Genomic DNA, 21785 nt, shown 5'->3' on the forward strand with positions numbered 1-21785 from the left:
CAGCGGCGAACAGGGCAGGGGGCGCCGGTCAGTCATTGACGCCATCGTCGTCGGCGTCGTCCGGCCCGGCGCCCTCGATCAGTTTCATGCCCTCGAAATCGATCGATTCCAGGCCGCCTTGCGTTACCGCGTCCTGCAACGCCTTCGGGTCCATGCCGGCGGGGGCGTTCAGGCCGGGGACCAGCAGCACCATGTCGGCCTTGCCGGTGACGCTCACCGCCACCGGCTGCTTGCCGTGGACATATTCCGCCGTCGCCCGCGCGGCCTGCACCTGCAGCGCCAGCGCCCTGACCGCCAGGTCGCCCGGCGTAGACCGCAGAACTTTCGCGATATCGCTCAGCCGGTCGACCAGCCGCTCGACCGCTTCCAGTTTCTTTCCGCTCGCTACGCCCGCTTCAGCCATCTGCGCGACGTGTTGCTCAACCTGGTCGGCCAGGGTCAGCAGCCGTTCCTCGCGCTCAGCCGCGTCGTCGGCCAACCGCAACAGCTCGACGACCTGGTCGAGCGGCATCGCGTAGACGCTGGCCATGAACATGACCGGGTCGCCGTGATTATGGGTAATCAGCTTGGCGAGCTTCTCGTTGCGCTTGTTGCCGGCGCCGCGGGGCCGACCGCGCCGTGCCTCGCCACGGCGGACGAGCTGGAACACGTTGGACGGCAGCCGCCCGGTTTTCGGATCGCGCAACAGGTCAAGCTGGGTGGCATCGGCATCCGCCCCCAGCACCGCGCCGCCTTCCGTGGCACCACGAAATGCTTGTTCCAGGCTGCTAGGCGCGGTTGACATCGACCACCCCCGCCGCATAGCCTCGCGACCCTCGCCCAGACGTCGAAAGCCGACGATGCACCCCGACCCGTTCGCCAGCATTGGATTCAGCGCCAACCGCAACCGCGGCTAGGTCCCTGCGCCGATCGTGGCTTCCCCGCGCCCCCGACCCCATACGGCCTCGAAAATTTTCGCGACCTGGCATCTTCAGGCAGGTGGTCGATGCCGGCCGGCCGGGGCGCTCTGAACCGTTTTCGTGGATTTCAGGTCGCCCGCGCGCGACCATCATCCGGACGATCGCCGCGCGAAAGGGGGGATGCCCCCCCGGCCCGGCGACCGCCCCGCCGGCCGGCCCCGCTGCCCGATCGAGGCACCTGGCACCCCCCGTCCTCAAATTTGAGATTAGACGACTGGCCCCCTGAATCGACGCATTTCCGGGCCTTACAGCCATCCCATGCGACGCCCGCCATGCGACGACGCCCGCGCAGCCCTCGCTAAACCGTTGATTTTCCGTCGCCGACCTCGAGCAGCCGGATCCGCCACCGCCGCCCAACTCGCCACGATCGCGGCGCCACCGCCGCCCAGCCAGGACCGCCGCCCCCCGCGCCAAAAAGGCCCGTCCCGGCGGCGCCAGCGGATATCCACCCCTTATTAAATTCGCAGGATGCTGATCGGATCGGCTCATAGGTCGCCGGATTTAGCATTATGCTGAACATCGGGCTAGTCGCGCCCCTTTAATTCCGTAGGTTCCGCGCAATTCCCTGCATCATCGATCCAGCGGGAATTATTATAGGCATGCATATCAGTTACTTAATGAAGTATCGTTCGCATATGTTCTGCAAAGTTCCCATAATGCCCTAAATCGCCTCGCGCGTGTGGCGCGCGCGTATGCGCACCCCCGAAGCTTCCCCTAGAACACGGAATTTTGGGAACCGCCCAAAAAACCCACAGTTTTCCGCCATTTTATGACGTTCCCCCGAGGGAACTCACCGTTCCGCAAGGAACTCCCCCGACCCATTCCCACCAGCAGATTAAAGGCCCATTCCTGCTCGCGCGAAATGGGTCAGGGTAAGATGGTCGGGAGCATGTGGAGGGAGATGCGGAAAGCGGCCGCACCGGCTCGGCTGCGCCGCGCCTGGCCGCTTGGGTGGGGCGTCAGCATGTTACTGTTCGCCGGGCGGTGGGTCAGGGAGAGGAAAGCAGCCACTTGCCACCCGCGCGAATGTCCTATATAGGACATGTATCGGCAAGGGATCGACCCGGCCGAACGCAAGGGCAAGGAGGCCCGGCAGGCATGATAATCGACACCTACAAAACCGCAGAAACTATCGCCCGTCAGCTCCGCGCCGCCGGCTTTCAGGTCGCGCGCGACGGATCGAACCTGTCGAGCAGCCAGTACGTCACCGCGTCGATGCACGATGCCGACGACGAAGCGATCGTCGAGCCTTACAAGATCCGCGTCTCCGATCACGATCTGCCGCCGTCATACGGGTCGGCGGACTATGATGTCGGCCCGCACAGCCTGGCCTGCTCGGACTGGACGCGCGTCGTCGTCCGGCTGTGCGAGATGGCTGGCGTGGCGGTGCCGGCCGCCACGCGCGGCGTTATCACCCGTGAAGCCAACAAGGCCGCCGAAGCCCGCCGCCGCGCGGCGGAAGCTGCCGCATGTTTCGCGCCGATCGCGGCGGCGCTGGAAGCGCGCCGGACGTGGGTCGATGCCGAGCTGGAGCGCATCGGCCTTTCGCACCTGACCGGCGTGCAGCGCAAGAAAGCGCGTTACGCGGCCGGCCAGCGCTATGACGCGCAGTTCAGCGAAGCATGCGCATGACTCGCGAAGAATTTATCTCAAACGGTGTCGCCTGGCATGGGTCGGCTGTCGGCTGGCAGTCAGCCCTAGCGCGCACGCTCGACGTTGATGCGCGCACGATTCGGCGCGCGGTCAAGGATGGCCCGACCGACAATCTCGCCCGCAGGCTACTCGGCCTGCTCGGCGATGGCGCGCCGGTGCGCGTGCCGGCGGAATGGATATGCGGCGATGGCAGCGACGGGCGCGAATATCTGGTTCACACGATGTCGCCGCGCTTTCTGTGTCTCGTCCTGTCAGAGGATGAATATGACGCGTTCGAGCCGCAGAGCGACGGCGATTATCAGGTCGATGAGCAGTGGTTGTGCGCCTTCCACTGGATCGACCGGCGGCCGGACAATCTCGCGCAATGGATGGGGCGCGCGGCCGACGCGCTGGAGGCTTTCTAGCAGTGTGGGAGCTTATCCATGCCAGGCGCCCGCGCCCTAGCCGCCAGATACCGCCAGCACATGCGCCTCGCGCCGCACCTCGTCCAGGTCGACCACCTCGCCGACGGGCACGATCGTGCAGCCCTCTGGCGATCCCAGGCCCAGATTGACCTTCTTGTTGCCGAACGCCCCGGGCAGCAGCGCCAGCGCCTGCATCCACACCCCGTTCTGCCACATCGATCCGGCGTAGATTTCCTGCACCGCCTTGTTGTTCTTGGCGGCGACGGCCAAGTAAATCTGCTGGTCGGCCATGTAAGCGGCCAATAATCCGGCGCGGCCGGCTTCGTGGCCCGGTTTGACATGCACAAGCTTCATCCCGTGCATCGCCAGCTTGCTTCTGGCCTCGCTGCGCTCCGTCCGGTTGATGATGTCGATCAACGCGCGCCCGACCCAGCGCGCCACATTTTCCTGCATTTCGCCGCCCCGTGCAGGCAGGCGATGCGACGCCAGGTGCCGCACGCACCGCTCGCTGGTGTCCTCCGCCTCCGCGCGCGCCCGGTCGATCGCCGGGGCGATCCGCTTGATCGCCGCCGCGCAGCGATATTCGTCCTCGTTCAGGTCGATGCGGTCGGGCGCGCTGTCATGCGTCAGCAGGTCGCCACAGGCCAGCAGCGTGCCGTACGTGTCCTGTTCGCGCCCGGAATAGCCCTGGCGCAGCATCTCCATCTGGTAGGCGTCCAGCGTCGCGTCATAGCGATGCCATTGCTCGACCAGCCGCCGGCGCAGCATCGCGCCCCAGCTCTTGATCTCGGCGGGCAGGGTGAGGGGAGGGGTCTTCGGCGGGAACTTGGTCAGATGCAGGATCGCCATCCGGTTTCGGTCCTGCGACGGCAGCTCATGGTGGTGGATCGAGGAGAACAGGAAGCAGCTCCGCGCGACGAACTGGCGCGATTCGTGGTTCTGCGTCCCGCGCAATGACGAGCTGCCGCTATAGGCCAGCCGCGCCAGCTTGACGATCTTGGTATGCACGTCGCTATTGCCGTCGTCCGGCTCGATTTCGTCGAACATCACCGCCAGCGTGTCCTGGTTGAGCAGCTGGCGCACGCCGGCCTCCGTGGCGTCCTCTGTCGCGATCGCCCAGTCGCCCATCAGGTCGCGCAACATGCGCTGCAGCGATGTCTTGCCGGCGCCGGAAGGGCCGGTGATCCATAAATGCGGGCGATTGCGCAGCGCCCCGCCCAGCGACGCCGCGCCCAGCCAGCACAGCATCAGATAGGCGTCGATGGCGCCGTTCTTCCACCGCCATGTTTCCAGCCGGTCGAGCAATTCATCGACCAGCGCGGCCGGCGCCGCGGCGTCCGCCGGCTTCTCCAGCGCCGGCAGGTTGGGGTAGACATAGCGGCCGAGAAGACCGGGCCGATGCCAGCTCGGCTGGGGCCGCTTGCGCCCGCGCACGCCGGGCTTGCCGCCGACCAGCATGCCGGATCCGCAATGCAGGACGATCTCGCCGTCATCGCCCCGGTGCGCGCCTCGGCCCCGCTCGCGGCCTATCGGGTCGAACAGCCCGCGCTTGGCGCAGGCAATAATCATCGCGCGCTGAACTTCCTTCTGGTTGAACCCGTCGATGATCCATTCTTTTTCTTTGGTCCGCTTGTCGGTGACTTCCTTGTGCTGCGGAAATCGGTTTTCCAGCCAGCGTATCTTTTCGCCGAACAGGGCGATGACTTCGCCCTTGCGGAATTCGGTGCCCAGCTCGATCAGCTGGGATGCGTGGTCGAGAAAGAAATAACGCTGCTTGAGATAGCCGAGTGGCGAAACCGGGCAATCCGTGCCCAGATCGGCCTCGTCATAGCCGTCGGCCGGCGCCGGCGCCGCGTCCCCGCGCAGGTCGGGCGCATCGCGCGGCGCCGAAGCGGCGGCGGCGATGTCGGCGATCGGGTCGGGGCCGGTCATGCGGCTTTCCAGTCGAGGAAGCCGAGCGTCGGCGCGCCGCTATGACCATGTTCCCACACGAACCACGCGAATGCGATGACGCCGTGCCCGTCGCCTTCCTCCTGCAATCGCCCGCGCTGCATCGGCACCCGCCGGGACATCACCCAGACGCGCGCCAGCGGCGTGTTGGGAAACCAGCGGCCCCGATCGACGCCTTCCAGGAAGGCAAGGCGCAGGAAAAGCGCGACCTTGCCGGTGGTCAGCTGCAACGCGCGGTCGGCAAATTCGACCGCCCATCGAAAGGGCGGGTTGGTGCAGATATTCGGCGCGATCGGGTTCCATTCCATCAGGAAGTCTCTGCCGCCTTCGCCATAGCCCCGGTCGATCAGGTCGGTGCTGACTACCTGATAGCCCGATGCTTCCAGAACCTTGCTCATATCGCCGGTGCCGCACGCCGGCTCCCATATCGCACCGTCGAATGTTTCGACGCGGAGCAGTGCCTGTGTCGCGCCCGGATGGGTCGGGTAAAAATCGTCCGGGTGCCGGGCGACCGGGTCGTCGGTTTGTGCCGCGGCATATGCGCTGCCGCCCCGCCGGCTCACTTCCGCTTCCCCATCAGCAGATCGTTGAAGTCCTTGTAACCGTCCGGCGGGAACATCAGCTGCACCTTGCGTCCGGCCTCCTGTTGCCGCGCCACCGCCCGCTCCAGCGCGTTGACCGCCTTGCTGTTCAGCGGGTCGTTCTGGCCGATCAGCACCACCGGCCCGGCTTGCTCAGGCACCACCAGCCCGCCGATATTGGCCAGCGCCACCCCGGCGACGATTCGGGCGTCCGGCTTGGCCATCGCCACCGACAGCCCGTCCTCTATCCCCTCGCTGATATAGATCGGGGTGCCGGCGTCGATCTCGCGCAGCGTCTTGCGGCACGCGCCCTTCCAGAGCGGAATGCATCCGCCCTGGTAATAGCCCATCGACAGCTTCGCGTCGGCGACGGCCGCCTTGGTCACCACGCCCTGCCGCGCCGCATGGTCCCAGCCGGAAATGTCCAGATAGGTCCGGTGGACGCCCATCAGCGACCCGTCCAGCGCCATGATGCAGGCGACCATCGCCGGAAATTTGCCGCCGCGTTCGCGACACCACACGTCGGGGCGGTACCGCAGCGCCCCCGGCACCCTGCCGAGCTGGGCGAAGTCGATGCCCCGGCCGCGCAGATAGGCCTCCGCCGGCGTGCGGTGGAGGCCGATCGCACCGCGCCACAACGCATAAGCGCGCGACCGCATCTTCGCCTTCTCGGCCTCTGCCGCGGCATCCGCCTTCGCGTCGGCCTCGCGCGCTTCGCGCCGCACCCGCTCGATGCGGGCGGGATCGGCATCGTCCAGCCCCAGGAACGACTTGGCCCAGGCGATCGCCTTGCCCAGGTCGCCGCCATACTCGCGCAGCGCGACCAGGCTCAGCATGTCGCCGCTATAATCGGCGCTGCCCTGATCGGCGCCAAAGTCCGTCCACAGCCCGATCCGGCCGCGCCCGACATTGACCTTCAGCGAATATTTGCCGGTTTTCACATCGTCGATGCTCGACGTCTCCCAGAACCCGCCGGCCCGCCGCCCATGCGGCAACAGCCGCGGCGCCAGCGTCGCCGCCCGCTCGTTCAGCATCGCGGCGATTTCGCGCACGCTGATGTCGGCCTGCCCCCGCGCCACGGCTCAGCCGCTCATGGCCGGATGGTGCCGCACCCGAAAGGGGAAACGGAGGCGGCGCAAGCACGTCATTGCCCCACCGCCATCCGCGGCGGATCGCGGTCGTCGGTGCAGCGCAGATTGGGCAGGTTGTGGAAATGGTCGGGGCGCACCTGGCCGCGCGTGAAGATATACAGCCGCTCCATGTTCACCATGTCCGGCCGCCGGTGCCCCGGCTCGTCAGGGTACATTTCCCAGCCGCGCCAGGTCTGGAACGACACGCCGAACGCGGCGGCGGCATCGGCCACCCGCCAGGCGCGGGAAGCGCCGGTTTGCGTGTCTTCCAGCCGCTGGGTCAGCCGCCAGAGCTTCAGGGGGTGGGTGCGTCGCTGTGCCATGCTGGGACGATTAAGCAAATAGCTTAACCGATTGCAAGGCTGGACGGTCGAAAATTCAGCAGATACGCTAAAGACCTATGAGCGCGGTGATTTTACATTTCGTCGCTATGGCCGACCTACCCAATCGCATCCGCGAGCAGCGGCGCGCGCTCCACTGGAAGCAGCAGGACCTGGCGGAGCGCGTCAATTGCTCGATCGCCCAGATCAGCGATCTGGAACGCGGCGCCCGCGAACTGTCCTATGCCTGGATGGTCCGCATCGCCCGCGCGCTCGATGTTGAGCCGGCCGACCTGCTTCTACCCGAACATAACAGCGGCAGCCTGACCAGTGCAGAGCGTGCGCTGGTTGAGCGTTACCGCGCCGGTTCGGACGATCAGAAGCGGCAGATCGAGCAGATGAGCGACATCATCGTGCCGTTCGTGCCGGAAACGCCGCGCAAGCGCGCCGGCGCCGCCTGACCTCCATCGCTGCCTGGCCGGGCGGCGACGTCACAATCTGTCCGCCTTTGGCGCCGCGCTGGAACCGTCTGGTGCGGCTGTTGGCGTTTCATTTCGCAATCCGCTTAAATTTCCCTTGAATATGATTTCGCAAATCGCTTAATCATATCGCCTCTCGTTACGGAGGCTGCTATGCGTACTGCTGAAATCATCCCCTGGCGCGGGGCCGCGCCCACCGCAAAGGGCGATCGGCCGGCGCCGCCGCCGCTACGCCGCAGCCTGGCGGACATCGACCTGCACGGCGTGGCGCGGCGGCTCGGCATGGAGGGTCGGGAACGGCGGACGATCATCATGACGGTCCGCCGCCTGATCGATCGCCACGGCTTCCCTTGGCCGAAGACCCCGCGCTTCCTGCGCGGACAGCGCCTGTTCGGCGCCGGCGCGGTCACCGCCTACAGCATCTGGTCGCGCGATGCGGTCGATCAGTGGTTCGACGACGATCTGCCGCCGGCCATGCTCGCCGCCGGTGACGCGCGCCGCCGGGCGATGACCCGCCGCGCGCTCGCTGATCGCGCGAAAGCGATCGCGCTGTGAAGCCCCGTCGTTGCCTTGAGCGGCGATGCATATTGTTCGTCGCCCGCCGGCAGCGCGCCCTCGGTCGCGTGCTGGTCTGTTATGCACTGTTCGCCGGCGTCTATTTTGTCGGCCAGCTCGCCCGCGCCTGGCTGGATGGGCGGCTATGAGCGAACCAATCCCGCGCTGGCAGGTCGAGCAGGAAGGCGCGACCAATGTGATCTACACCCAGCGGGTGCCCGATCATGTCGAGCATATGCCCGAAATCGGCGATGTTCTTGTCGGTCACGCCGACTGCATGGTCGCCGGCACGTTCGAGCAGAATGGCCGCTGCGATCGGCGCATCGCCATCTGGCTTGCCCGCCGCGCGCCGGGCGTCGGTCATGGCCTGATAATCGCCCTGCCGCCGGACGAAGCCCGCGCGCTCTGCGCCGTCGTCATGGAAGAAGTGCTGGCGATGGAGGCGGATGCCGGCGCGCAGGCCGCCCGTGTGCTTGCGCGCGCCGCGCCGCGCCGTGTCCGCCTGCCGGCGTGTTCGCTCACCGCCGATCGCCGCATCGCAACCGCGATCGTCATTGGCTGCCTGATCGCGCTCGTCGTTGCGGCGGTGACGCCATGAAGCGCCGCGATGGGACCGTCGCCATGCAGGAAGCACGCCTGACCGCGCTTCAGTCTGTCGAATGCCAGCGCCGCCTGACGCCGGATGAGCGGCAAGAACTGGACCGCCTGCTGATAAATCAATGGCAGCGCGGCCGGCGTGTTGCCGAACGCCTTTCGCGCGCGCGAAAAAAGGTGGAGACACTGGAATCCGCCCTGGCGGCGTTGCGATGATCGGCGCTATGGCCGCGCCGGCCCGCGCGATGGATGCGGAGCCGCATCTGCTTCTTCCGCAACCTCTCGATCCGCATTTTGCGGAATTTTCCGATGGATGCACCCACCCGCGCGACGTTCCCTTTCACGATCGCCGCGCGGAAATCATCCGCGAACTGGACCTGCGCCGCCGCACCTATGGCACGCTCGTGGAGCGCGGCCGCATTCCTCAGGCTGCCGCCGAACGCGAAACAGCCCTGATGGCGGCGATCGCCGACGACATGGAGGCGGAGCAGCGCTTTCAGGAAACCGGCATCTGGGCGCAGCCGGTTAATTTTGATTGGGTCGACAAGACCGCCTGCCTGCGCCGCGAAATATGCATCCGCCGCGCCTGGTACGCGCGCCGCATAGCGGACGGCAAACTGCGGCCCGACGATGCCCGCCGCCAGCAGGAACGGATCGAGGCCGTCCACTGGATGTACTGGCGCGCCGCCTTCTGCTGGACCTTGCGCGCCGATGAGGCGCCGCCGGACTGGGCGAACCCGCGGCCCGCCCCGGCCAGCGAGCGCGCCCGCAACCGCCTCCGCGCCCATTTCGCCCAGTTCGAAGGAGAAGCATGATGTCCGTCACCAAGAAACCAGCGCGCGACACGATCACATCTTTGCGGGGAAAGCTCGCCGAGGCGCACAGCCACAACAACTACCTGTTGGATCGGTTGGCGGCCGAACGGGAGAGAGCTGACGTGCTGGATTGCCGCCTCGGCATCTACGCGAGCATGTTGGACCGCTCGGGGATGCCGGCATTGGCCGTCGACATCAGCCGCCTGCTGTCGCTCGACGCCGGCACCAGTCGCGCCAGCGCATCATCCGATATCACCGCCGACGAGGTGCCGTTCTGATGGCCGCTTGCAAGACGACGCTATCCCCACGTCAGCACAAGCAATTGGGAAGAGAGTGTGCTCGCGGGACGGAAGAGATGCGAGCCCCCTCCATCACAACCTCAAACCCCGAATATGGTGGCGCGTTCTATATCGCGCGCGCGGCCCATATTGCCGGCGCCCGCCGGGACAAGACACTATGGTCGGTGCATATGTGCCCGACCTTGGCGGAGGCCGAAGAGCACGCCGAAAAATGGCGGGAGAATAACCGGCTGATCGAGGCCGGCAGATGCCGAACTTCGTGGAGCATCTGTTCCGCTCCTCGCCCCAGGACCAGCCGACCCCCGCTGGCCCGACATCATCGAGCGAGCGCCGCACCTTGAACCCGCTGTTCGTCGAATGGCTGATGGGCTGGCCCATCGGGTGGACCGGTTTAGGGCCGGTGGAAACGGCGTCGTCCCATTGGTGGCGGCGCATGCGTACCGCTCTCTCGCTGCTCGGCTCGAAGCCGATGCCTGACCAAGCCAGCCTGTTCGGGGAAGCCGCATGAAGCTGATCCCACAGATCTCGGATCTGGACGAGAAGATTGCTCAGTCGATGGCCATCATCGATCAAGCGCTGAGCGAAAATGGCAATGTCACGCACTTATTCGGCCTCTATTCGAGCGGTAACGACAGTGCGTGTTCAACCCACCTCGCGTCGCAGCATCCGGCTTTTACGCGGGCGGCGATGATAGACACGACGATCGCGATCCCCGAAGCCCAGGCGCATGGTCGCGCGGTGGCTGAACTCTTCCAGTGGCGCCTGATAGAATACCGCGCGCCGGTGCCGTACCGCGATATCGTTCTGAAGCACGGCTTCGCCGGGCCGGGCGGTCATCGCTTTATGTACATCCGGCTGAAAGAGCGCTGCGTCGACCGTTTGGTGCGCGAGCACAAGACGCAATGGCGGGACCGGATCGGGCTGGTCACTGGCGTCCGGCTTTCAGAGAGCGAAAGGCGCATGGGGCACGTCGTGCCGATCCGCCGCGACGGCTGCCAGCTCTGGATAGCGCCGATCTTGAATTGGACCGACGACGACAAAATCGAATACATGCGTCGCCACCATATCCCGCGCAGTCCGGTAACCGATAAGCTGTGCATGTCCGGTGAGTGCCTGTGCGGCGCGTTTGCCCGGAAAGAGGAACTGGTCGAAATCGACCTGCATTACCCCGCAACCGCAGCCCGCATCCGTGCTCTTGAAGCCGAAGCGGCCGCCGCTGGTGTTCACGCGAAATGGGGCACCCGGCCGCCGGGCAAACGCATAAAGCCCACGCTCGGCGGCATGCTCTGCTCATCCTGCAATCAGAGGAATTTCGCATTCATGGACGATGCCGCATGACGACTGAAGCAGACCGCGAGCGCGCCGCCGTGGTGGCGTTCTTGGATCGGTGCCTCAAGGAATCGTTGGTTGGCAAAACTCGGCCTGAATTCATTTGTCGGACCCCGGCCAAAGCGGCTGGCGTAATCGCACATTTCACCGCGCACCTATCGATGCTGATCGAGCGCGGCGACCATCTGAAAGGCAAGAGCGATGAGTAATCTCGGCTACGCCAGCATCGACGACATGGCCGCCTGGGCGCGCGCATGGATGCAGCGCCCGGTCGACTTCGCGATCGGCGATCCGACATATCTGAATAGGTGGTTCGTCATCCCCCGCAACGCCTCGCAGAACACCTATCTGCACCAGATCCTGCGCAGCGATGATGACCGCGCGCTCCACGATCATCCGTGGGACAACGTCTCGTTTTTGCTGATCGGCCGCTACGCGGAAATCACGCCGGAGGGGTCCTATCTCCGCGAGGCCGGCTCGATCGTTCGCCGGCGCGCGACCGATTCCCACCGCCTTGAACTGATCGACAGCGAGCCATGCGTCTCGCTTTTCACCACCGGCCCGAAGCTTCGCGAGTGGGGTTTCCACTGCCCGAAAGGCTGGGTGCATTGGCGCGATTTCACAGCCGGCGAGAACGGCGAGACCATTGGAAAAGGATGCGGCGATGACTGAACAACTACCCGACGACGTGATCGCCCTGGTCATCGCCGCGCGCAACGTCTGCTACGAGCTGGACACCGCAACGCCAGAATACAGCGCTCTCGATCAGGCGCTGGAACGGTTCGCCTCGCGGGTCGGCTGGGACGACGACGGCGGCTCGATACCGGATGCCCATGTCGCAGCTTGCTCCTGTGGAGGGCGGGCCGATGGGTGATTTTCACGACAAACCGAGATTCACGCTCGGCTATATCGACGACGCTGCGACTGCTCGCCGGACAGTGTATCGGTCGGACGGCAGCCTGCTTTCCGACTGCGTCAGCAACTACCACACCCCGACGAATGGCGTCCATCTGTGCGGTGTCACCGACGACGGCCAACAGCCCACGACGGTGGCGTCATATCCTATGAATCGTGCGGAAGCCCGGTCTTTTTGGGAGGCGGCGCGCGAGGTCGCCGAGTGCGCCGAAGATGAGTACGATTTCATCGTGGACCTGTGCATCAGCGATCAGATCTACGAGGATTTCCGCAGTAACCGCCAGCTTTGGCCCCGTGTAATAGAAGCGTGGAATTCGCTATGAGTGACGATCTGGACCGCGAGGCGCGGGTGTTGCTGAACACCACCGTCGGCGCTCGGTACGGCGTGGACGACCGTATCACACCAACTTCCTCCGCCATTCGCGCAATCTCCACCGCTCTCACCCGCGCCCACAAGGCAGAGGCTGAGGTCGAGCGGCTGCGGGAAGCGAACGGTCAAGCGATCATGTTGATCGACGAAATCAACCTGCGCGCGTCCTCACGGCAGTTCTACGGCATCAATCAACCATTGAGCTCGAAACTCGCCACGGTTCGGGCAACGCTCGCGCGCGCCGTGATCGCGAAAGCAAAGGAGCGGCCATGACCACGCAAGCACCGATCGAACCGACGCAGGCGGATCGCGATCTCGCGCTAAAGATTTGCAAGGAGTTGCGCCAAATTTGGAAGGAGTGCGGCGAGAAGACCGTCCTCGACCTTGGTGTGTTGGTCAGCGCTATAACCCGCTACCGCACCGCCGCAGAGCGTCCGTTGCTTGAGCGCGCCCACAAGGCAGAAGCCAAGGTCGAGCGGCTGCGGGAGGCGCTGCGCTTCTACGCTGACCCCGACAACTGGCTGGCAAGCATGTGGCTATCCCCGTCGCCCGCGGTGGCGGACAGAGGGAAACTGGCCCGCGCCGCGCTCGAAGGAGACGGGCGGTGAGCCAGATTCTCGTGACCAAGCCCGGCGCCATCACAGCCGCGGATCGGAAAGCACTACGTGCAGTCGACATAGTAGCGATCGAAGTCGACGACCCATCCGACGTCAGGCTGCTTTCACCGGAAGGGGCGGAACTGTCGGGAAATGACATGGCTTTCGCGGCCATCGCCGCAATCGTGAAAGTTGGATACGGGCACCGCGAATTCGTGAGCAACATTTTCACCATACTTGCAGAAGGACGCGAGCAGGAATGAGTAATAGATCCATGCTGACAATCACTCTAAGCGGCCAGCCGGGGTGTGGAAAAACAACCGTCGCGAATTGGTTGAGGAAAAACCTCCCGCGCTCGCTTCACCCGATCTATGAGGTCGGCGCTAAGCGCCTTCACGTCACGATCGTGGACGGAGAAGATAAACACCAGATCGAAATCAAGATATGAATGAGGGCGGGGGAAGGGCCATAGTGCCTGAAACGGTTCGCCGCCGACGGCCGGGCCACACCTTCACTTGACCACCGACTCGCTCGACGTTTAGCGTCCTTCACCTCGTTTCCTCTCGCCGGAACGATCATGGCCCGAAAAAACCAAATACCTTACCTATCATCGCAGCTGCTCGCGGATGGGCGGGTTGTTTGGCACTGGAAACCTAGCCCGCGCCTGCGCAAACTCGGCTGGAAGAACCTCGCGCTGGGCGACGACGCGGACAAGGCGATGATACAGGCGCTCACCCGCAATCGCGAGCTGGCAGCGTGGGAGGCGGGCGCGCAACGGGCGGCAACGGCGGCGCCACAACGCCTGCGCTTTCACCAGCTGGTCGATACCTACAAACGCTCGCCCAGCTTCACAGACCTTAAGCCGTCGTCCCAGGCCGAATACAGTTCGCGCCTGCGGTCTCTCGAAATCTGGGCCGAAGATGGCCAGACCATCGTGCGCGACATCGATCGGCAGATGGTATTGGACCTTCGCCGAACGCTCCTGACCGGCAGTAAATACCGCGCCGCCGCGCTGCTCCGGGTTCTGTCATTGCTCCTTCAATTTGCTGAGGACGATGGGCTGATCGCGGCCAACCCGGCCCGCCACATCCGCATTCCGACGGCGCCGAAACGCACCAAGAGGGTGTTGGTAGAGGATCTGCCCCACCTGCACGCCGCCGCCGCCGCGCTCGCGCATCATCATATCGATATCGGCCTGACACTCGGATTCTACACCGTACAGCGTGAAAGCGACCTGCTCGCGACAACCGCATTCCGCCTGCGCGCGCTGGACGACATCAGCGATCAGGCCCGCGCGGCCCTGGCGGGGCCGGACGGACAGGTCACGGCCATCCAGTTGCAGCAGGGCAAGACGGACGCATGGGTCGGCATCCCGCTGGCGCCGGCGGCACGTTTAGACGTCGAAGCGGCACTGGCCGAACAGCGGGAAGGGCGCGTCGCCAGCACGCATCTGATCCGCTACCCTGGGCAGGATAGAGGGTGCCCGGCCTGGCTGTTCCAGCGCCATTTCCGCGCGGTCGTGAGGCACGCGGTTGAACAGGCACGATCGACTGGCCTGCAGGAACTGGCCGAGCGGCTGAACGGCCTCCAATTCCGCGACCTGCGCCGCTCCGGCATGTGCTGGATGCGGGATTTGGGCGTGCCGGTGCCGCTGATCGCCGCCCTCAGCGGCCACAGCATCGAGGAAACCCAGAAGATCCTCGACACGTACATGCCCCGCGACACGCGCGCAGCAGCGGAAGGCATGGCGATGGCCGTCACGCGGCAGGCCAAACGGGATGCCGCCGCAGCCGGCGCACTGTCGGATCAGCGATGATATCGCGCGGCAGCGTCGCACGTGCGACGCAGAAATCGTCGCACGGCGTCGCGCCAAACCCCCTTGACCCGCAGATTTCCGCGCCTTAGAGCCGCCTCTCCGATGCCCCGTCGTCTAACGGCAAGACTACGGACTCTGACTCCGTCAATCGTGGTTCGAATCCACGCGGGGCATCCAGTTCCACCTTTGAGCGCTGCCGCGCGCGGGTCATGACGGCGCGATCCGTCCGCTGGACCCGCAGCTAGAAGTCGTAGACCAGCGAAGCGCGCGTCTGGGTGTCCAGCGTCTTGCGACCGGCTGGCGGATTGCCTTCGTATTGAAGGTTGTAGGATAGCCGCGCCGACAGCGGGCCGATCAGTTTCGCATCAAGAGCGCTGGTCGAAACCACGGTGTTGTTGGTCGCGTCGAAATAGGCGGCGCTGTCGTTTGTCAGTTTCAGCGAAGGTGAAAGCCTGAGCGCGATGCTGGTCGATCCGCGCGCCGCCGGGCTGTCTTCCCTGGTGCCGTCAATGAAGCTAGTGAAGCGGAACGCCGGGCCGGCATTGACGTCGATAGTCAGCGCCGGGGTCGATACGGCGCGGTAGCCGATGCCGAGCGCGGCGGAATAGCGGCTGTCGTAACCGAGGAACGGGTCGCGCTCATATTGGGCGACGCCGGCAACGGATAGCCGTTCGTTGACTTTGTAGCTCGGCTCCCAGGACGCGGTATAAGCTTCCCGCGTCTTGGTGCCGTTGTCCTCCTGATAATCGGCGCGCATGCGCAGGCGATGGCGCCAGTCCAGACCTTCGCGCCGGATGTCGACGCCGGCGGACAGGCCGATCGCGTCGCTGTTGCCGCTATTCCGGAAACCGCCGATGTCAGCGCGGCCTTTCCACAGATCGAGAGGGCCGGCCTCGACCAGCCGTTCCTTGCGGGCGGCGCTGCGGGCCTCTCGCCAGGCGGTGACGCGGGCATCGACTTCATCGGCGGCGTCGGGGGCGGCGAGACGGACATATTTGGCGACGGTGACGATATCGCCCTCACTGTTCGAAGCCAGCGCTGCTTCAAGCATCTGGCGCAGCGGGTCGGGTAGGCTCGCGGCGGCGGGCATGGCGTGCAGGAGCACGCAGATGGCGGCGGCGGGGGAAAATTTACGCATGGGCTCCTCGATACTCATGGCACAGCGTGCGTCTGGCAACGCGCCGGTGGCGCGCGGCCTGTACGATGGTGCCGCTCCTCCGGAACGGCCGGAATTTCGGGCGCCTCCCTCAGATAAGGGAACGGAACGCTTTCAGGACGTCCTCGTACAGCGTCTTTTTGAACGGAACGATCATTGCGGGCAAGTCTTCCGGGGCGGCCCACCGCCACGCGCGGAATTCCGGGTGCGGCGTGGCGATGTTCACATCGGCGTCCGTGCCGGTGAAGCGGGCGAGGAACCATATCTGCCGCTGCCCGCGCCAACGGCCCTTCCACAGCTTACCGACCAGATCCTGCGGCAGGTCGTAGAACAGTTCCTCCCGGTGGCGGGCGACGAGGTCGACATGGCGCGGGGCGATGCCGGTCTCTTCGTTCAGTTCGCGCAGCGCCGCGTCTTCGGCGGCCTCGCCCTCGTCGATGCCGCCCTGCGGCATCTGCCACGCCTCCAGCTCGTTATCGAGCCGCTGGCCGACGAATACACGGCTGAGCGGATTGAGCAGCATCACTCCGACGGCGGGGCGGTAGAGCAGGGAGCGGTCGTTCATCGGCGAGGTGCCTATACGTTGAAGCGGAACAGCAGAACGTCGCCATCCTGGACGATGTAGTCCTTGCCTTCCGCGCGGAGCTTGCCGGCGTCGCGAGCGCCATTCTCGCCGTTGCAGGCGAGGTAGTCGGCATAGGCGATGGTTTCGGCGCGAATGAAGCCGCGTTCGAAATCGCTGTGGATGACGCCGGCCGCCTGCGGGGCCTTCGCGCCGTTCTCGACCGTCCAGGCGCGCGCTTCCTTCGGACCGACCGTGAAGAAGGTGATCAGGTGCAGCAGCGCATAGCCGGCGCGGATGATGCGAGCGAGGCCGGTTTCCGAGAGACCGAGATCGGCCAGGAAGGCGATGCGATCCTCTGCAGGCAGTGTCGCGATCTCCGCCTCTATTGCTGCGGAGACGACGACGGCCTCCGCCCCTTCGGCCTTCGCCTTGTCGAACACGCGGGCGGACAGGGCGTTGCCGTCGGCGGCGTGCGCCTCATCGACATTGCAAACGTAGAGTACGGGCTTGGCGGTCAGCAGCTGCGCCTGTTCGAAGCAGCGCTGTTCGTCGGCGTCGCGCGGCGACGTCAGCCGCGCGGGCTTGCCCGCACGCAGCAGGTCGAGCGCCTGGCCGAGAACCGACGCGGCGGTCTTCGCTTCCTTGTCACCCTGCTGGGCTTTCTTGACCAGGTTTGGCACGCGCTTTTCAAGGCTTTCGAGATCGGCGAGCATCAGCTCTGTCTCAACCGTCTCGGCATCGGCGATCGGGTCTACGCGCCCCTCGACATGGGTGACGTCGCCATCCTCGAAGCAGCGCAGGACGTGGACGATTGCGTCGACCTCGCGGATGTTGGCGAGAAACTGGTTGCCGAGACCTTCGCCCTTCGAGGCGCCGCGGACCAGCCCGGCGATGTCGACGAAAGCGAGCTGGGTCTCGATGATTTTCGCCGAGCCGGAGATTGTGGCCAATTGGGTAAGCCGCGAGTCCGGCACCGCGACCTGACCAACATTCGGCTCGATCGTGCAAAACGGATAATTGGCCGCCTGAGCAGCCGCCGTTTCAGTCAGCGCGTTGAAAAGGGTGGACTTGCCGACGTTCGGAAGCCCGACGATGCCGCAGCGGAAACCCATGAAATATCCCGTGATAGTGCGCCGCCCCGCCGACGCGATGGTGGTCAGATAAGCTGATCAGGCGCGCAAGGCCAGTCCGCGCGGTATCAGTTGCGCGGTGTTTCGGTGATCCGCGGGTGCGGAAGGCGCGGCGGGTTGCTTGGTGTCGCGATCGGTGTCGCTGACGGTGCGCGGTTGCCGGCTTCGCCCCGGCCGGGGACACGCGCGGCGGGTAACTTGCGATCGGCGTCGTTTGGGGTGACTGCTCGCCGTTCGACCGGGGGGACCGGCTTGGTTGCGGATGGCAATGCCTGTCGATTGGCGCCCCGGTCGGCCTCGTTTCCTGTGCGCTGAACGGCATCTATATGCTTGATATCAGACATGCTTCGTTCCGCGGTGCTGCGGATCGTGCCGTCGATCGGCGTATTGTCCTGCGCGGGCCTGGCTGCGGAAGGTGCCGCGGTTGCGGCGGATGGGCTGGATGTTGCGGTCGGCTCGGGTGCGGGGATCGCGGGGGAGGGAGGGGTGGTTTTTTCAGCTTCGCCGACCGGCGCCGTGCTGCGTTGGCAGGCCGAAAGCATCAGCGCCGGAGCGACGGCCAGCATCATGATGGGGAGCAAGCGGAGCATGTGTTTTCCTTCGTCTTCCCGTGGCACGGGCGGTGCGGCGGGGCTAGCCCTGCAGCCGCAGCGCGACAGCGTTCATGAATCGCGCATCGTCGCCCTGCGCCAGCCATTCCGCCTCCGCCGCGACAGCGCCGAGCATGTCAGCGAGCGGATCCATTTCCGCCTTGGCGAAATTGCCAAGGACGTAAGGCGTCACCCGATCCCGGTGGCCGGGGTGGCCAATGCCGAGACGGACGCGACGGAAACCATTGCCGATATGCGCCTCGATCGATCGCAGGCCGTTATGCCCGGCGGTGCCGCCGCCGGACTTCACCTTGACCTTGAACGGTGCGAGGTCAAGTTCGTCATGGAAAACAGTGACTGCGCCGATGTCGAGCTTGTAGAAGCGCAGCGCCTCGCCGACTGAGCGACCACTTTCGTTCATGAAGGTTGCGGGCTTCAGCAGCAGCAGTTTTTCGGTGCCGATCCGGCCTTCGATCGCCCAGCCCTGAAAGCGGGTGCGCGGCGGCAGAAATCCGGCCACGGCTTCGATCGCGTCGACCGCCATGAAGCCGATATTGTGGCGGTTCAGCGCATATTGGGCGCCTGGATTGCCTAGGCCGACCCATATTTGCATGGTCAACGCCTTCCTGTCGCCGCCCCGGCCTGGGCAGGGGCGGCGATCATCGGGTGTCGGATGTTACTCGCCGTCCGACTGCTTGGCGGCGGGAACGTCGCCGGCACCCGGCGCTTCCTCTTCATTGTCGCCTTCGGACGACTTCAGCGCCGACGGAGCGACAACGGTAGCGATGGTGAAATCGCGGTCGTCGATCGTCGGTGTCGCGCCTTCCGGCAGGATGACATGCGAGATGTGGATCGAGTCGCCGACGTCGCGGCCGGTCAGGTCGATGATCACTTCGTCCGGGATGCGCGCCGCGTCGCAGGCCAGTTCCAGTTCGTGGCGAACGACGTTCAACACGCCGCCGCGCTTGATACCGGGGGCCTTGTCCTCGTTGATGAAGCGCACCGGCACCGCGACGGTGACCTTGGCGTTTGCCGAGACGCGGAGGAAGTCGACATGCAGCGGCCGGTCGGTGACCGGGTGGAACTGGACGTCCTTCGGCAGGGTGCGGATGGTCTTGCCGCCGATTTCGACCATAACCAGCGAGTTCATGAAGAAGCCGGTATGCAGCAGCTTCATCAAGGCCCGCTCCTCAACGTGGATCGGGGTCGGCTCCTGCTTGTCGCCGTAGATCACGGCAGGGACGCGGCCAGAGTTGCGCAGGGCCCGGGAGGCTCCCTTGCCAGCCCGGTCGCGCGTCTCGGCCGACAGCGTCAGCACATCGCTCATCGCATGTCTCCAATTCGCTTGGTTTTGAACACTCCCGCCATGCCTCCAGGGATGACCATGGCGCGGACGGCGGGCGCATAGCGGGCAGGTGGGATAAATGCAAGGGAAGGAGGGTGGCGAGTCCGGCCGCGCTTGCATTTCCGGGCCGACCCGGCTAACGGCCCGCCCTATTCCACATGGAAGGCGCTCATACCGGTGCCGGGCCTTGTCCGGTCACTGCTTTCCAGAGGTCAAACCGGGTAAGGAGAACAAGTTATGGCGGCTCCCACCGTCTCCCTGCAGGCGTTGCTCGAAGCGGGCGCGCATTTCGGCCACCAGACGCACCGCTGGAACCCGAAGATGAAGCCTTACATCTTTGGCCAGCGCAACGGCATCCATATTCTCGACCTGTCGCAGACGGTGCCGCTGTTCGCGCGCGCCCTCGACTTCGTGTCGCAGACGGTGGGCGCGGGCGGTAAGGTGCTGTTCGTCGGTACCAAACGCCAGGCGCAGGAGCCGATCGCCGAGGCGGCGCGCCGCGCCGGGCAGCATTATGTCAACCACCGTTGGTTGGGCGGCATGCTCACCAACTGGAAGACGATCAGCAACTCGATCAAGCGTTACAAGGCGCTTGAGGAGCAGCTGGCCGGCGACACGGTGGGCCTGACCAAGAAGGAAGTGCTCCAGTTGACCCGCGAGCGCGACAAGTTCGAGCTCTCTCTGGGCGGCATCCGCGACATGGGTGGCATTCCCGACGTGATGTTCGTCATCGACGCGAACAAGGAAGAGCTGGCGATCAAGGAAGCCAACACGCTGGGCATTCCGGTCGTCGCCGTCCTCGATTCGAATGTCAGCCCCGACGGCATCGCCTTCCCGATTCCGGCGAACGACGACGCCAGCCGCGCCATCCGTCTGTATTGCGACGCGATCGCCACGGCCGCGACCCGTGGCAATCAGGGTGGTCAGGCCGCGCGCGGTATCGACATCGGCGCGTTCGCAGAACCGCCAGCGGAAGTCGCTCTGGCGGCGCCGGAAGCGCCGGTCGCTTCCGCGCCGGTGACCGAGGATGAACAGGTTCCCGCCGCAGCCGCGGCCGAGACCGAAGTACAGTCGGACGCCTGAGGGCCGCGCCGGGGTCTGGCCCGTGCGGGGCGTCGACCCACGATTGTCACACAGCGTGGGCAGGGCGCCGGAAACGGCGCCCGCCTGTTGCGTCATTGAATGAAAGGATCGGACCATGGCGGAGATCACTGCCGCGATTGTCAAGGAACTGCGTGAGCGCACCGGCGCCGGCATGATGGATTGCAAGAAGGCGCTGGCGGAAACCAACGGCGACATGGAAGCCGCGATCGACTGGCTGCGCACCAAGGGCCTTGCCGCTGCTGCAAAGAAGGCCGGGCGCCAGGCTGCAGAAGGGCTGGTCGGCGTTGCCGTGTCCGGCAAGAAGGGCGCTGCCGTCGAGGTCAACAGCGAAACCGATTTCGTCGCCAAGAACGAGCAGTTCCAGGCTTTCGTTCGCGACGTGACCAGGCTGGCGCTGGCCGGCGATGACGATGTCGAGGCGCTGAAGGGCGCGGCGATGCCGCAGGGCGGCACTGTTGCCGATGTTCTGACCCACAATATTGCGACGATCGGCGAGCACCAGTCGCTGCGCCGGGTGCGGACGCTGAGCGTCGAGCAAGGCGCGATCGTCTCCTACGTCCACAACGCCGCCGCGCCGGGCCTCGGCAAGATCGGCGTGCTCGTCGCGCTGGAAAGCGCTGCGTCGGAAGACGTGCTGTCCGGGCTGGGCAAGCAGTTGGCTATGCACATCGCCGCCGCTAGCCCGCAGGCGCTGGATGCGGAGGGCCTGGATGCCGACGTGATCGAGCGTGAGCGCGCGATCGCGGCGGAGCGGGCCGCCGAATCGGGCAAGCCGGCTAACATCGTCGAGAAGATGGTCGAAGGGGCGATCGCCAAGTTCAAGAAGGAAGCGGCGCTGCTCAGCCAGCTGTTCGTCATCGACAACAAGACGCCGGTACAGGACGTCGTCGCCGCCGCCGCCAAGGACGCCGGTACGCCGATCGTGCTGAGGGACTATGTCCGCTTCCAGCTTGGCGAAGGCATCGAGAAGAAAGAGAGCGATTTCGCTGCCGAAGTCGCTGCCACCGCTGGCATCAAGGGCTGATACCGCCTTTATTCTGCATAACCCCGCCCGCGCGCCATGCGCGGGCGGGCAATACTCTTGGCAGCCCGATACGCGCTGACTAAGGTCGCGCGCGCTAATCTTTTCC

32 protein-coding genes and 1 tRNA gene are annotated in these 21785 nt (G+C 65.4%); 22 read left to right on the forward strand and 11 right to left on the reverse strand.

What is annotated here, in order from left to right:
- Positions 1-28: 28 nt before the first annotated feature.
- A complete protein-coding gene (locus tag ACMT1E_RS04385) occupies positions 29-784 on the reverse strand; it encodes a hypothetical protein (RefSeq protein WP_414902473.1) in 756 nt (251 codons plus the stop codon).
- Positions 785-2057: 1273 nt separating this feature from the next.
- Between ACMT1E_RS04385 and ACMT1E_RS04390 the strand changes: the two genes are divergently transcribed.
- Together ACMT1E_RS04390 and ACMT1E_RS04395 are read left to right on the forward strand one after the other, a co-directional pair.
- Entirely contained in the window at positions 2058-2591 is a 534-nt protein-coding gene (locus tag ACMT1E_RS04390) for a hypothetical protein (RefSeq protein ID WP_414902474.1), read from the forward strand.
- On the forward strand, positions 2588-3016 hold the full coding sequence (locus tag ACMT1E_RS04395; RefSeq protein ID WP_414902475.1) for a hypothetical protein: 429 nt from the start codon (positions 2588-2590) through the stop codon (positions 3014-3016). The genes ACMT1E_RS04390 and ACMT1E_RS04395 overlap by 4 nt, the downstream gene beginning before the upstream one ends.
- Positions 3017-3052: 36 nt before the next feature.
- Here ACMT1E_RS04395 and ACMT1E_RS04400 read toward each other — a convergent pair whose 3' ends face one another.
- The 4 genes from ACMT1E_RS04400 to ACMT1E_RS04415 all read right to left on the reverse strand — a co-directional run bounded on the left by ACMT1E_RS04400 (position 3053) and on the right by ACMT1E_RS04415 (position 7000).
- Positions 3053-4948 carry a hypothetical protein gene (locus ACMT1E_RS04400; protein ID WP_414902476.1) on the reverse strand — a complete coding sequence of 632 codons (1896 nt, stop codon included), beginning with the start codon at positions 4946-4948 and terminating at the stop codon, positions 3053-3055.
- Positions 4945-5529 (reverse strand): NAD(P)-dependent oxidoreductase, encoded by a 585-nt coding sequence (locus tag ACMT1E_RS04405; RefSeq protein ID WP_414902477.1) that lies wholly within the window; start codon positions 5527-5529, stop codon positions 4945-4947. The genes ACMT1E_RS04400 and ACMT1E_RS04405 overlap by 4 nt, the downstream gene beginning before the upstream one ends.
- Positions 5526-6626, reverse strand: coding sequence for a toprim domain-containing protein (locus tag ACMT1E_RS04410; RefSeq protein ID WP_414902478.1), 1101 nt, complete (start codon positions 6624-6626; stop codon positions 5526-5528). The genes ACMT1E_RS04405 and ACMT1E_RS04410 overlap by 4 nt, the downstream gene beginning before the upstream one ends.
- A 65-nt stretch (positions 6627-6691) precedes the next feature.
- Positions 6692-7000: a hypothetical protein gene (locus tag ACMT1E_RS04415; RefSeq protein ID WP_414902479.1), complete on the reverse strand. Its 309-nt coding sequence runs from the start codon at positions 6998-7000 to the stop codon at positions 6692-6694.
- A 107-nt stretch (positions 7001-7107) separates the two neighbouring features.
- On the opposite strand from ACMT1E_RS04415, the gene ACMT1E_RS04420 reads away from it, so the two are divergent.
- The 18 genes from ACMT1E_RS04420 to ACMT1E_RS04505 all read left to right on the forward strand — a co-directional run bounded on the left by ACMT1E_RS04420 (position 7108) and on the right by ACMT1E_RS04505 (position 14942).
- A complete protein-coding gene (locus ACMT1E_RS04420; RefSeq protein WP_414902480.1) occupies positions 7108-7458 on the forward strand; it encodes a helix-turn-helix domain-containing protein in 351 nt (116 codons plus the stop codon).
- A gap of 171 nt (positions 7459-7629) precedes the next feature.
- Positions 7630-8031, forward strand: coding sequence for a hypothetical protein (locus ACMT1E_RS04425; RefSeq protein WP_414902481.1), 402 nt, complete (start codon positions 7630-7632; stop codon positions 8029-8031).
- Positions 8028-8180: a hypothetical protein gene (locus tag ACMT1E_RS04430; protein WP_414902482.1), complete on the forward strand. Its 153-nt coding sequence runs from the start codon at positions 8028-8030 to the stop codon at positions 8178-8180. The genes ACMT1E_RS04425 and ACMT1E_RS04430 overlap by 4 nt, the downstream gene beginning before the upstream one ends.
- Complete coding sequence (locus tag ACMT1E_RS04435) at positions 8177-8629, forward strand: hypothetical protein (RefSeq protein ID WP_414902483.1); 453 nt, start codon at positions 8177-8179, stop codon at positions 8627-8629. The genes ACMT1E_RS04430 and ACMT1E_RS04435 overlap by 4 nt, the downstream gene beginning before the upstream one ends.
- Complete coding sequence (locus ACMT1E_RS04440; protein ID WP_414902484.1) at positions 8626-8841, forward strand: hypothetical protein; 216 nt, start codon at positions 8626-8628, stop codon at positions 8839-8841. Before ACMT1E_RS04435 ends, ACMT1E_RS04440 begins: the two co-directional genes overlap by 4 nt.
- Before the next feature lie 8 nt (positions 8842-8849).
- Complete coding sequence (locus ACMT1E_RS04445) at positions 8850-9440, forward strand: hypothetical protein (RefSeq protein ID WP_414902485.1); 591 nt, start codon at positions 8850-8852, stop codon at positions 9438-9440.
- The gene (locus tag ACMT1E_RS04450) at positions 9440-9718 is read left to right on the forward strand and encodes a hypothetical protein (RefSeq protein WP_414902486.1); all 279 of its coding nucleotides are present in this window, start codon (positions 9440-9442) and stop codon (positions 9716-9718) included. The genes ACMT1E_RS04445 and ACMT1E_RS04450 overlap by 1 nt, the downstream gene beginning before the upstream one ends.
- A 268-nt stretch (positions 9719-9986) precedes the next feature.
- The gene (locus ACMT1E_RS04455; RefSeq protein WP_414902487.1) at positions 9987-10247 is read left to right on the forward strand and encodes a hypothetical protein; all 261 of its coding nucleotides are present in this window, start codon (positions 9987-9989) and stop codon (positions 10245-10247) included.
- A complete protein-coding gene (locus ACMT1E_RS04460; RefSeq protein ID WP_414902488.1) occupies positions 10244-11077 on the forward strand; it encodes a phosphoadenosine phosphosulfate reductase family protein in 834 nt (277 codons plus the stop codon). The genes ACMT1E_RS04455 and ACMT1E_RS04460 overlap by 4 nt, the downstream gene beginning before the upstream one ends.
- Entirely contained in the window at positions 11074-11277 is a 204-nt protein-coding gene (locus ACMT1E_RS04465) for a hypothetical protein (protein ID WP_414902489.1), read from the forward strand. Before ACMT1E_RS04460 ends, ACMT1E_RS04465 begins: the two co-directional genes overlap by 4 nt.
- Positions 11270-11740, forward strand: coding sequence for a hypothetical protein (locus ACMT1E_RS04470; protein WP_414902490.1), 471 nt, complete (start codon positions 11270-11272; stop codon positions 11738-11740). Before ACMT1E_RS04465 ends, ACMT1E_RS04470 begins: the two co-directional genes overlap by 8 nt.
- The gene (locus ACMT1E_RS04475) at positions 11733-11942 is read left to right on the forward strand and encodes a hypothetical protein (RefSeq protein WP_414902491.1); all 210 of its coding nucleotides are present in this window, start codon (positions 11733-11735) and stop codon (positions 11940-11942) included. The genes ACMT1E_RS04470 and ACMT1E_RS04475 overlap by 8 nt, the downstream gene beginning before the upstream one ends.
- Positions 11935-12306, forward strand: coding sequence for a hypothetical protein (locus ACMT1E_RS04480; protein ID WP_414902492.1), 372 nt, complete (start codon positions 11935-11937; stop codon positions 12304-12306). Before ACMT1E_RS04475 ends, ACMT1E_RS04480 begins: the two co-directional genes overlap by 8 nt.
- Positions 12303-12626, forward strand: coding sequence for a hypothetical protein (locus tag ACMT1E_RS04485; protein WP_414902493.1), 324 nt, complete (start codon positions 12303-12305; stop codon positions 12624-12626). Before ACMT1E_RS04480 ends, ACMT1E_RS04485 begins: the two co-directional genes overlap by 4 nt.
- A complete protein-coding gene (locus ACMT1E_RS04490; protein ID WP_414902494.1) occupies positions 12623-12961 on the forward strand; it encodes a hypothetical protein in 339 nt (112 codons plus the stop codon). Before ACMT1E_RS04485 ends, ACMT1E_RS04490 begins: the two co-directional genes overlap by 4 nt.
- Entirely contained in the window at positions 12958-13212 is a 255-nt protein-coding gene (locus tag ACMT1E_RS04495; RefSeq protein WP_414902495.1) for a hypothetical protein, read from the forward strand. The genes ACMT1E_RS04490 and ACMT1E_RS04495 overlap by 4 nt, the downstream gene beginning before the upstream one ends.
- A gap of 314 nt (positions 13213-13526) precedes the next feature.
- Positions 13527-14765: a hypothetical protein gene (locus ACMT1E_RS04500; protein ID WP_414902496.1), complete on the forward strand. Its 1239-nt coding sequence runs from the start codon at positions 13527-13529 to the stop codon at positions 14763-14765.
- A 103-nt stretch (positions 14766-14868) separates the two neighbouring features.
- A tRNA-Gln gene (locus ACMT1E_RS04505) sits at positions 14869-14942 on the forward strand.
- Between the two features lie 64 nt (positions 14943-15006).
- On the opposite strand, the gene ACMT1E_RS04510 is transcribed toward ACMT1E_RS04505, so the two are convergent.
- From ACMT1E_RS04510 to ACMT1E_RS04535, 6 genes are all read right to left on the reverse strand, one after another.
- Positions 15007-15903, reverse strand: a complete 897-nt coding sequence (locus tag ACMT1E_RS04510) for a YdiY family protein (RefSeq protein ID WP_414902497.1) — start codon at positions 15901-15903, stop codon at positions 15007-15009.
- 109 nt (positions 15904-16012) lie between these two features.
- Entirely contained in the window at positions 16013-16486 is a 474-nt protein-coding gene (locus ACMT1E_RS04515; RefSeq protein WP_414902498.1) for an RNA pyrophosphohydrolase, read from the reverse strand.
- An 11-nt stretch (positions 16487-16497) separates the two neighbouring features.
- Positions 16498-17598, reverse strand: coding sequence for a redox-regulated ATPase YchF (gene ychF / locus ACMT1E_RS04520; protein ID WP_414902499.1), 1101 nt, complete (start codon positions 17596-17598; stop codon positions 16498-16500).
- A gap of 86 nt (positions 17599-17684) precedes the next feature.
- On the reverse strand, positions 17685-18206 hold the full coding sequence (locus tag ACMT1E_RS04525) for a hypothetical protein (protein ID WP_414902500.1): 522 nt from the start codon (positions 18204-18206) through the stop codon (positions 17685-17687).
- A 43-nt stretch (positions 18207-18249) separates the two neighbouring features.
- A complete protein-coding gene (gene pth / locus ACMT1E_RS04530) occupies positions 18250-18819 on the reverse strand; it encodes an aminoacyl-tRNA hydrolase (RefSeq protein ID WP_414902501.1) in 570 nt (189 codons plus the stop codon).
- Positions 18820-18882: 63 nt separating this feature from the next.
- Positions 18883-19533, reverse strand: a complete 651-nt coding sequence (locus ACMT1E_RS04535) for a 50S ribosomal protein L25/general stress protein Ctc (protein WP_414902502.1) — start codon at positions 19531-19533, stop codon at positions 18883-18885.
- 255 nt (positions 19534-19788) lie between these two features.
- Here ACMT1E_RS04535 and rpsB point away from each other — a divergent pair, with 255 nt between their 5' ends.
- Complete coding sequence (rpsB, locus tag ACMT1E_RS04540) at positions 19789-20634, forward strand: 30S ribosomal protein S2 (protein ID WP_414902503.1); 846 nt, start codon at positions 19789-19791, stop codon at positions 20632-20634.
- Positions 20635-20749: 115 nt separating this feature from the next.
- Positions 20750-21679 (forward strand): translation elongation factor Ts, encoded by a 930-nt coding sequence (gene tsf / locus ACMT1E_RS04545; protein ID WP_414902504.1) that lies wholly within the window; start codon positions 20750-20752, stop codon positions 21677-21679.
- Positions 21680-21785 lie beyond the last annotated feature (106 nt).

It is taken from the genome of Sphingomonas flavalba (assembly GCF_047553045.1).
Lineage (GTDB): Bacteria > Pseudomonadota > Alphaproteobacteria > Sphingomonadales > Sphingomonadaceae > Sphingomonas_L > Sphingomonas_L flavalba_A.

Excerpts from the sequence above, each read along its gene's own strand:
- ACMT1E_RS04385 (WP_414902473.1), bottom strand. The coding sequence starts at position 784 with ATGTCAACCGCGCCTAGCAGCCTGGAACAAGCATTTCGTGGTGCCACG.
- ACMT1E_RS04390 (WP_414902474.1), top strand. The coding sequence starts at position 2,058 with ATGATAATCGACACCTACAAAACCGCAGAAACTATCGCCCGTCAGCTC.
- ACMT1E_RS04395 (WP_414902475.1), top strand. The coding sequence starts at position 2,588 with ATGACTCGCGAAGAATTTATCTCAAACGGTGTCGCCTGGCATGGGTCG.
- ACMT1E_RS04400 (WP_414902476.1), bottom strand. The coding sequence starts at position 4,948 with ATGACCGGCCCCGACCCGATCGCCGACATCGCCGCCGCCGCTTCGGCG.
- ACMT1E_RS04415 (WP_414902479.1), bottom strand. The coding sequence starts at position 7,000 with ATGGCACAGCGACGCACCCACCCCCTGAAGCTCTGGCGGCTGACCCAG.
- ACMT1E_RS04420 (WP_414902480.1), top strand. The coding sequence starts at position 7,108 with ATGGCCGACCTACCCAATCGCATCCGCGAGCAGCGGCGCGCGCTCCAC.
- ACMT1E_RS04425 (WP_414902481.1), top strand. The coding sequence starts at position 7,630 with ATGCGTACTGCTGAAATCATCCCCTGGCGCGGGGCCGCGCCCACCGCA.
- ACMT1E_RS04435 (WP_414902483.1), top strand. The coding sequence starts at position 8,177 with ATGAGCGAACCAATCCCGCGCTGGCAGGTCGAGCAGGAAGGCGCGACC.
- ACMT1E_RS04440 (WP_414902484.1), top strand. The coding sequence starts at position 8,626 with ATGAAGCGCCGCGATGGGACCGTCGCCATGCAGGAAGCACGCCTGACC.
- ACMT1E_RS04445 (WP_414902485.1), top strand. The coding sequence starts at position 8,850 with ATGGCCGCGCCGGCCCGCGCGATGGATGCGGAGCCGCATCTGCTTCTT.
- ACMT1E_RS04450 (WP_414902486.1), top strand. The coding sequence starts at position 9,440 with ATGTCCGTCACCAAGAAACCAGCGCGCGACACGATCACATCTTTGCGG.
- ACMT1E_RS04455 (WP_414902487.1), top strand. The coding sequence starts at position 9,987 with ATGCCGAACTTCGTGGAGCATCTGTTCCGCTCCTCGCCCCAGGACCAG.
- ACMT1E_RS04460 (WP_414902488.1), top strand. The coding sequence starts at position 10,244 with ATGAAGCTGATCCCACAGATCTCGGATCTGGACGAGAAGATTGCTCAG.
- ACMT1E_RS04465 (WP_414902489.1), top strand. The coding sequence starts at position 11,074 with ATGACGACTGAAGCAGACCGCGAGCGCGCCGCCGTGGTGGCGTTCTTG.
- ACMT1E_RS04470 (WP_414902490.1), top strand. The coding sequence starts at position 11,270 with ATGAGTAATCTCGGCTACGCCAGCATCGACGACATGGCCGCCTGGGCG.
- ACMT1E_RS04475 (WP_414902491.1), top strand. The coding sequence starts at position 11,733 with ATGACTGAACAACTACCCGACGACGTGATCGCCCTGGTCATCGCCGCG.
- ACMT1E_RS04480 (WP_414902492.1), top strand. The coding sequence starts at position 11,935 with ATGGGTGATTTTCACGACAAACCGAGATTCACGCTCGGCTATATCGAC.
- ACMT1E_RS04485 (WP_414902493.1), top strand. The coding sequence starts at position 12,303 with ATGAGTGACGATCTGGACCGCGAGGCGCGGGTGTTGCTGAACACCACC.
- ACMT1E_RS04490 (WP_414902494.1), top strand. The coding sequence starts at position 12,623 with ATGACCACGCAAGCACCGATCGAACCGACGCAGGCGGATCGCGATCTC.
- ACMT1E_RS04500 (WP_414902496.1), top strand. The coding sequence starts at position 13,527 with ATGGCCCGAAAAAACCAAATACCTTACCTATCATCGCAGCTGCTCGCG.
- ACMT1E_RS04510 (WP_414902497.1), bottom strand. The coding sequence starts at position 15,903 with ATGCGTAAATTTTCCCCCGCCGCCGCCATCTGCGTGCTCCTGCACGCC.
- ACMT1E_RS04515 (WP_414902498.1), bottom strand. The coding sequence starts at position 16,486 with ATGAACGACCGCTCCCTGCTCTACCGCCCCGCCGTCGGAGTGATGCTG.
- ychF (WP_414902499.1), bottom strand. The coding sequence starts at position 17,598 with ATGGGTTTCCGCTGCGGCATCGTCGGGCTTCCGAACGTCGGCAAGTCC.
- ACMT1E_RS04525 (WP_414902500.1), bottom strand. The coding sequence starts at position 18,206 with ATGCTCCGCTTGCTCCCCATCATGATGCTGGCCGTCGCTCCGGCGCTG.
- pth (WP_414902501.1), bottom strand. The coding sequence starts at position 18,819 with ATGCAAATATGGGTCGGCCTAGGCAATCCAGGCGCCCAATATGCGCTG.
- ACMT1E_RS04535 (WP_414902502.1), bottom strand. The coding sequence starts at position 19,533 with ATGAGCGATGTGCTGACGCTGTCGGCCGAGACGCGCGACCGGGCTGGC.
- rpsB (WP_414902503.1), top strand. The coding sequence starts at position 19,789 with ATGGCGGCTCCCACCGTCTCCCTGCAGGCGTTGCTCGAAGCGGGCGCG.
- tsf (WP_414902504.1), top strand. The coding sequence starts at position 20,750 with ATGGCGGAGATCACTGCCGCGATTGTCAAGGAACTGCGTGAGCGCACC.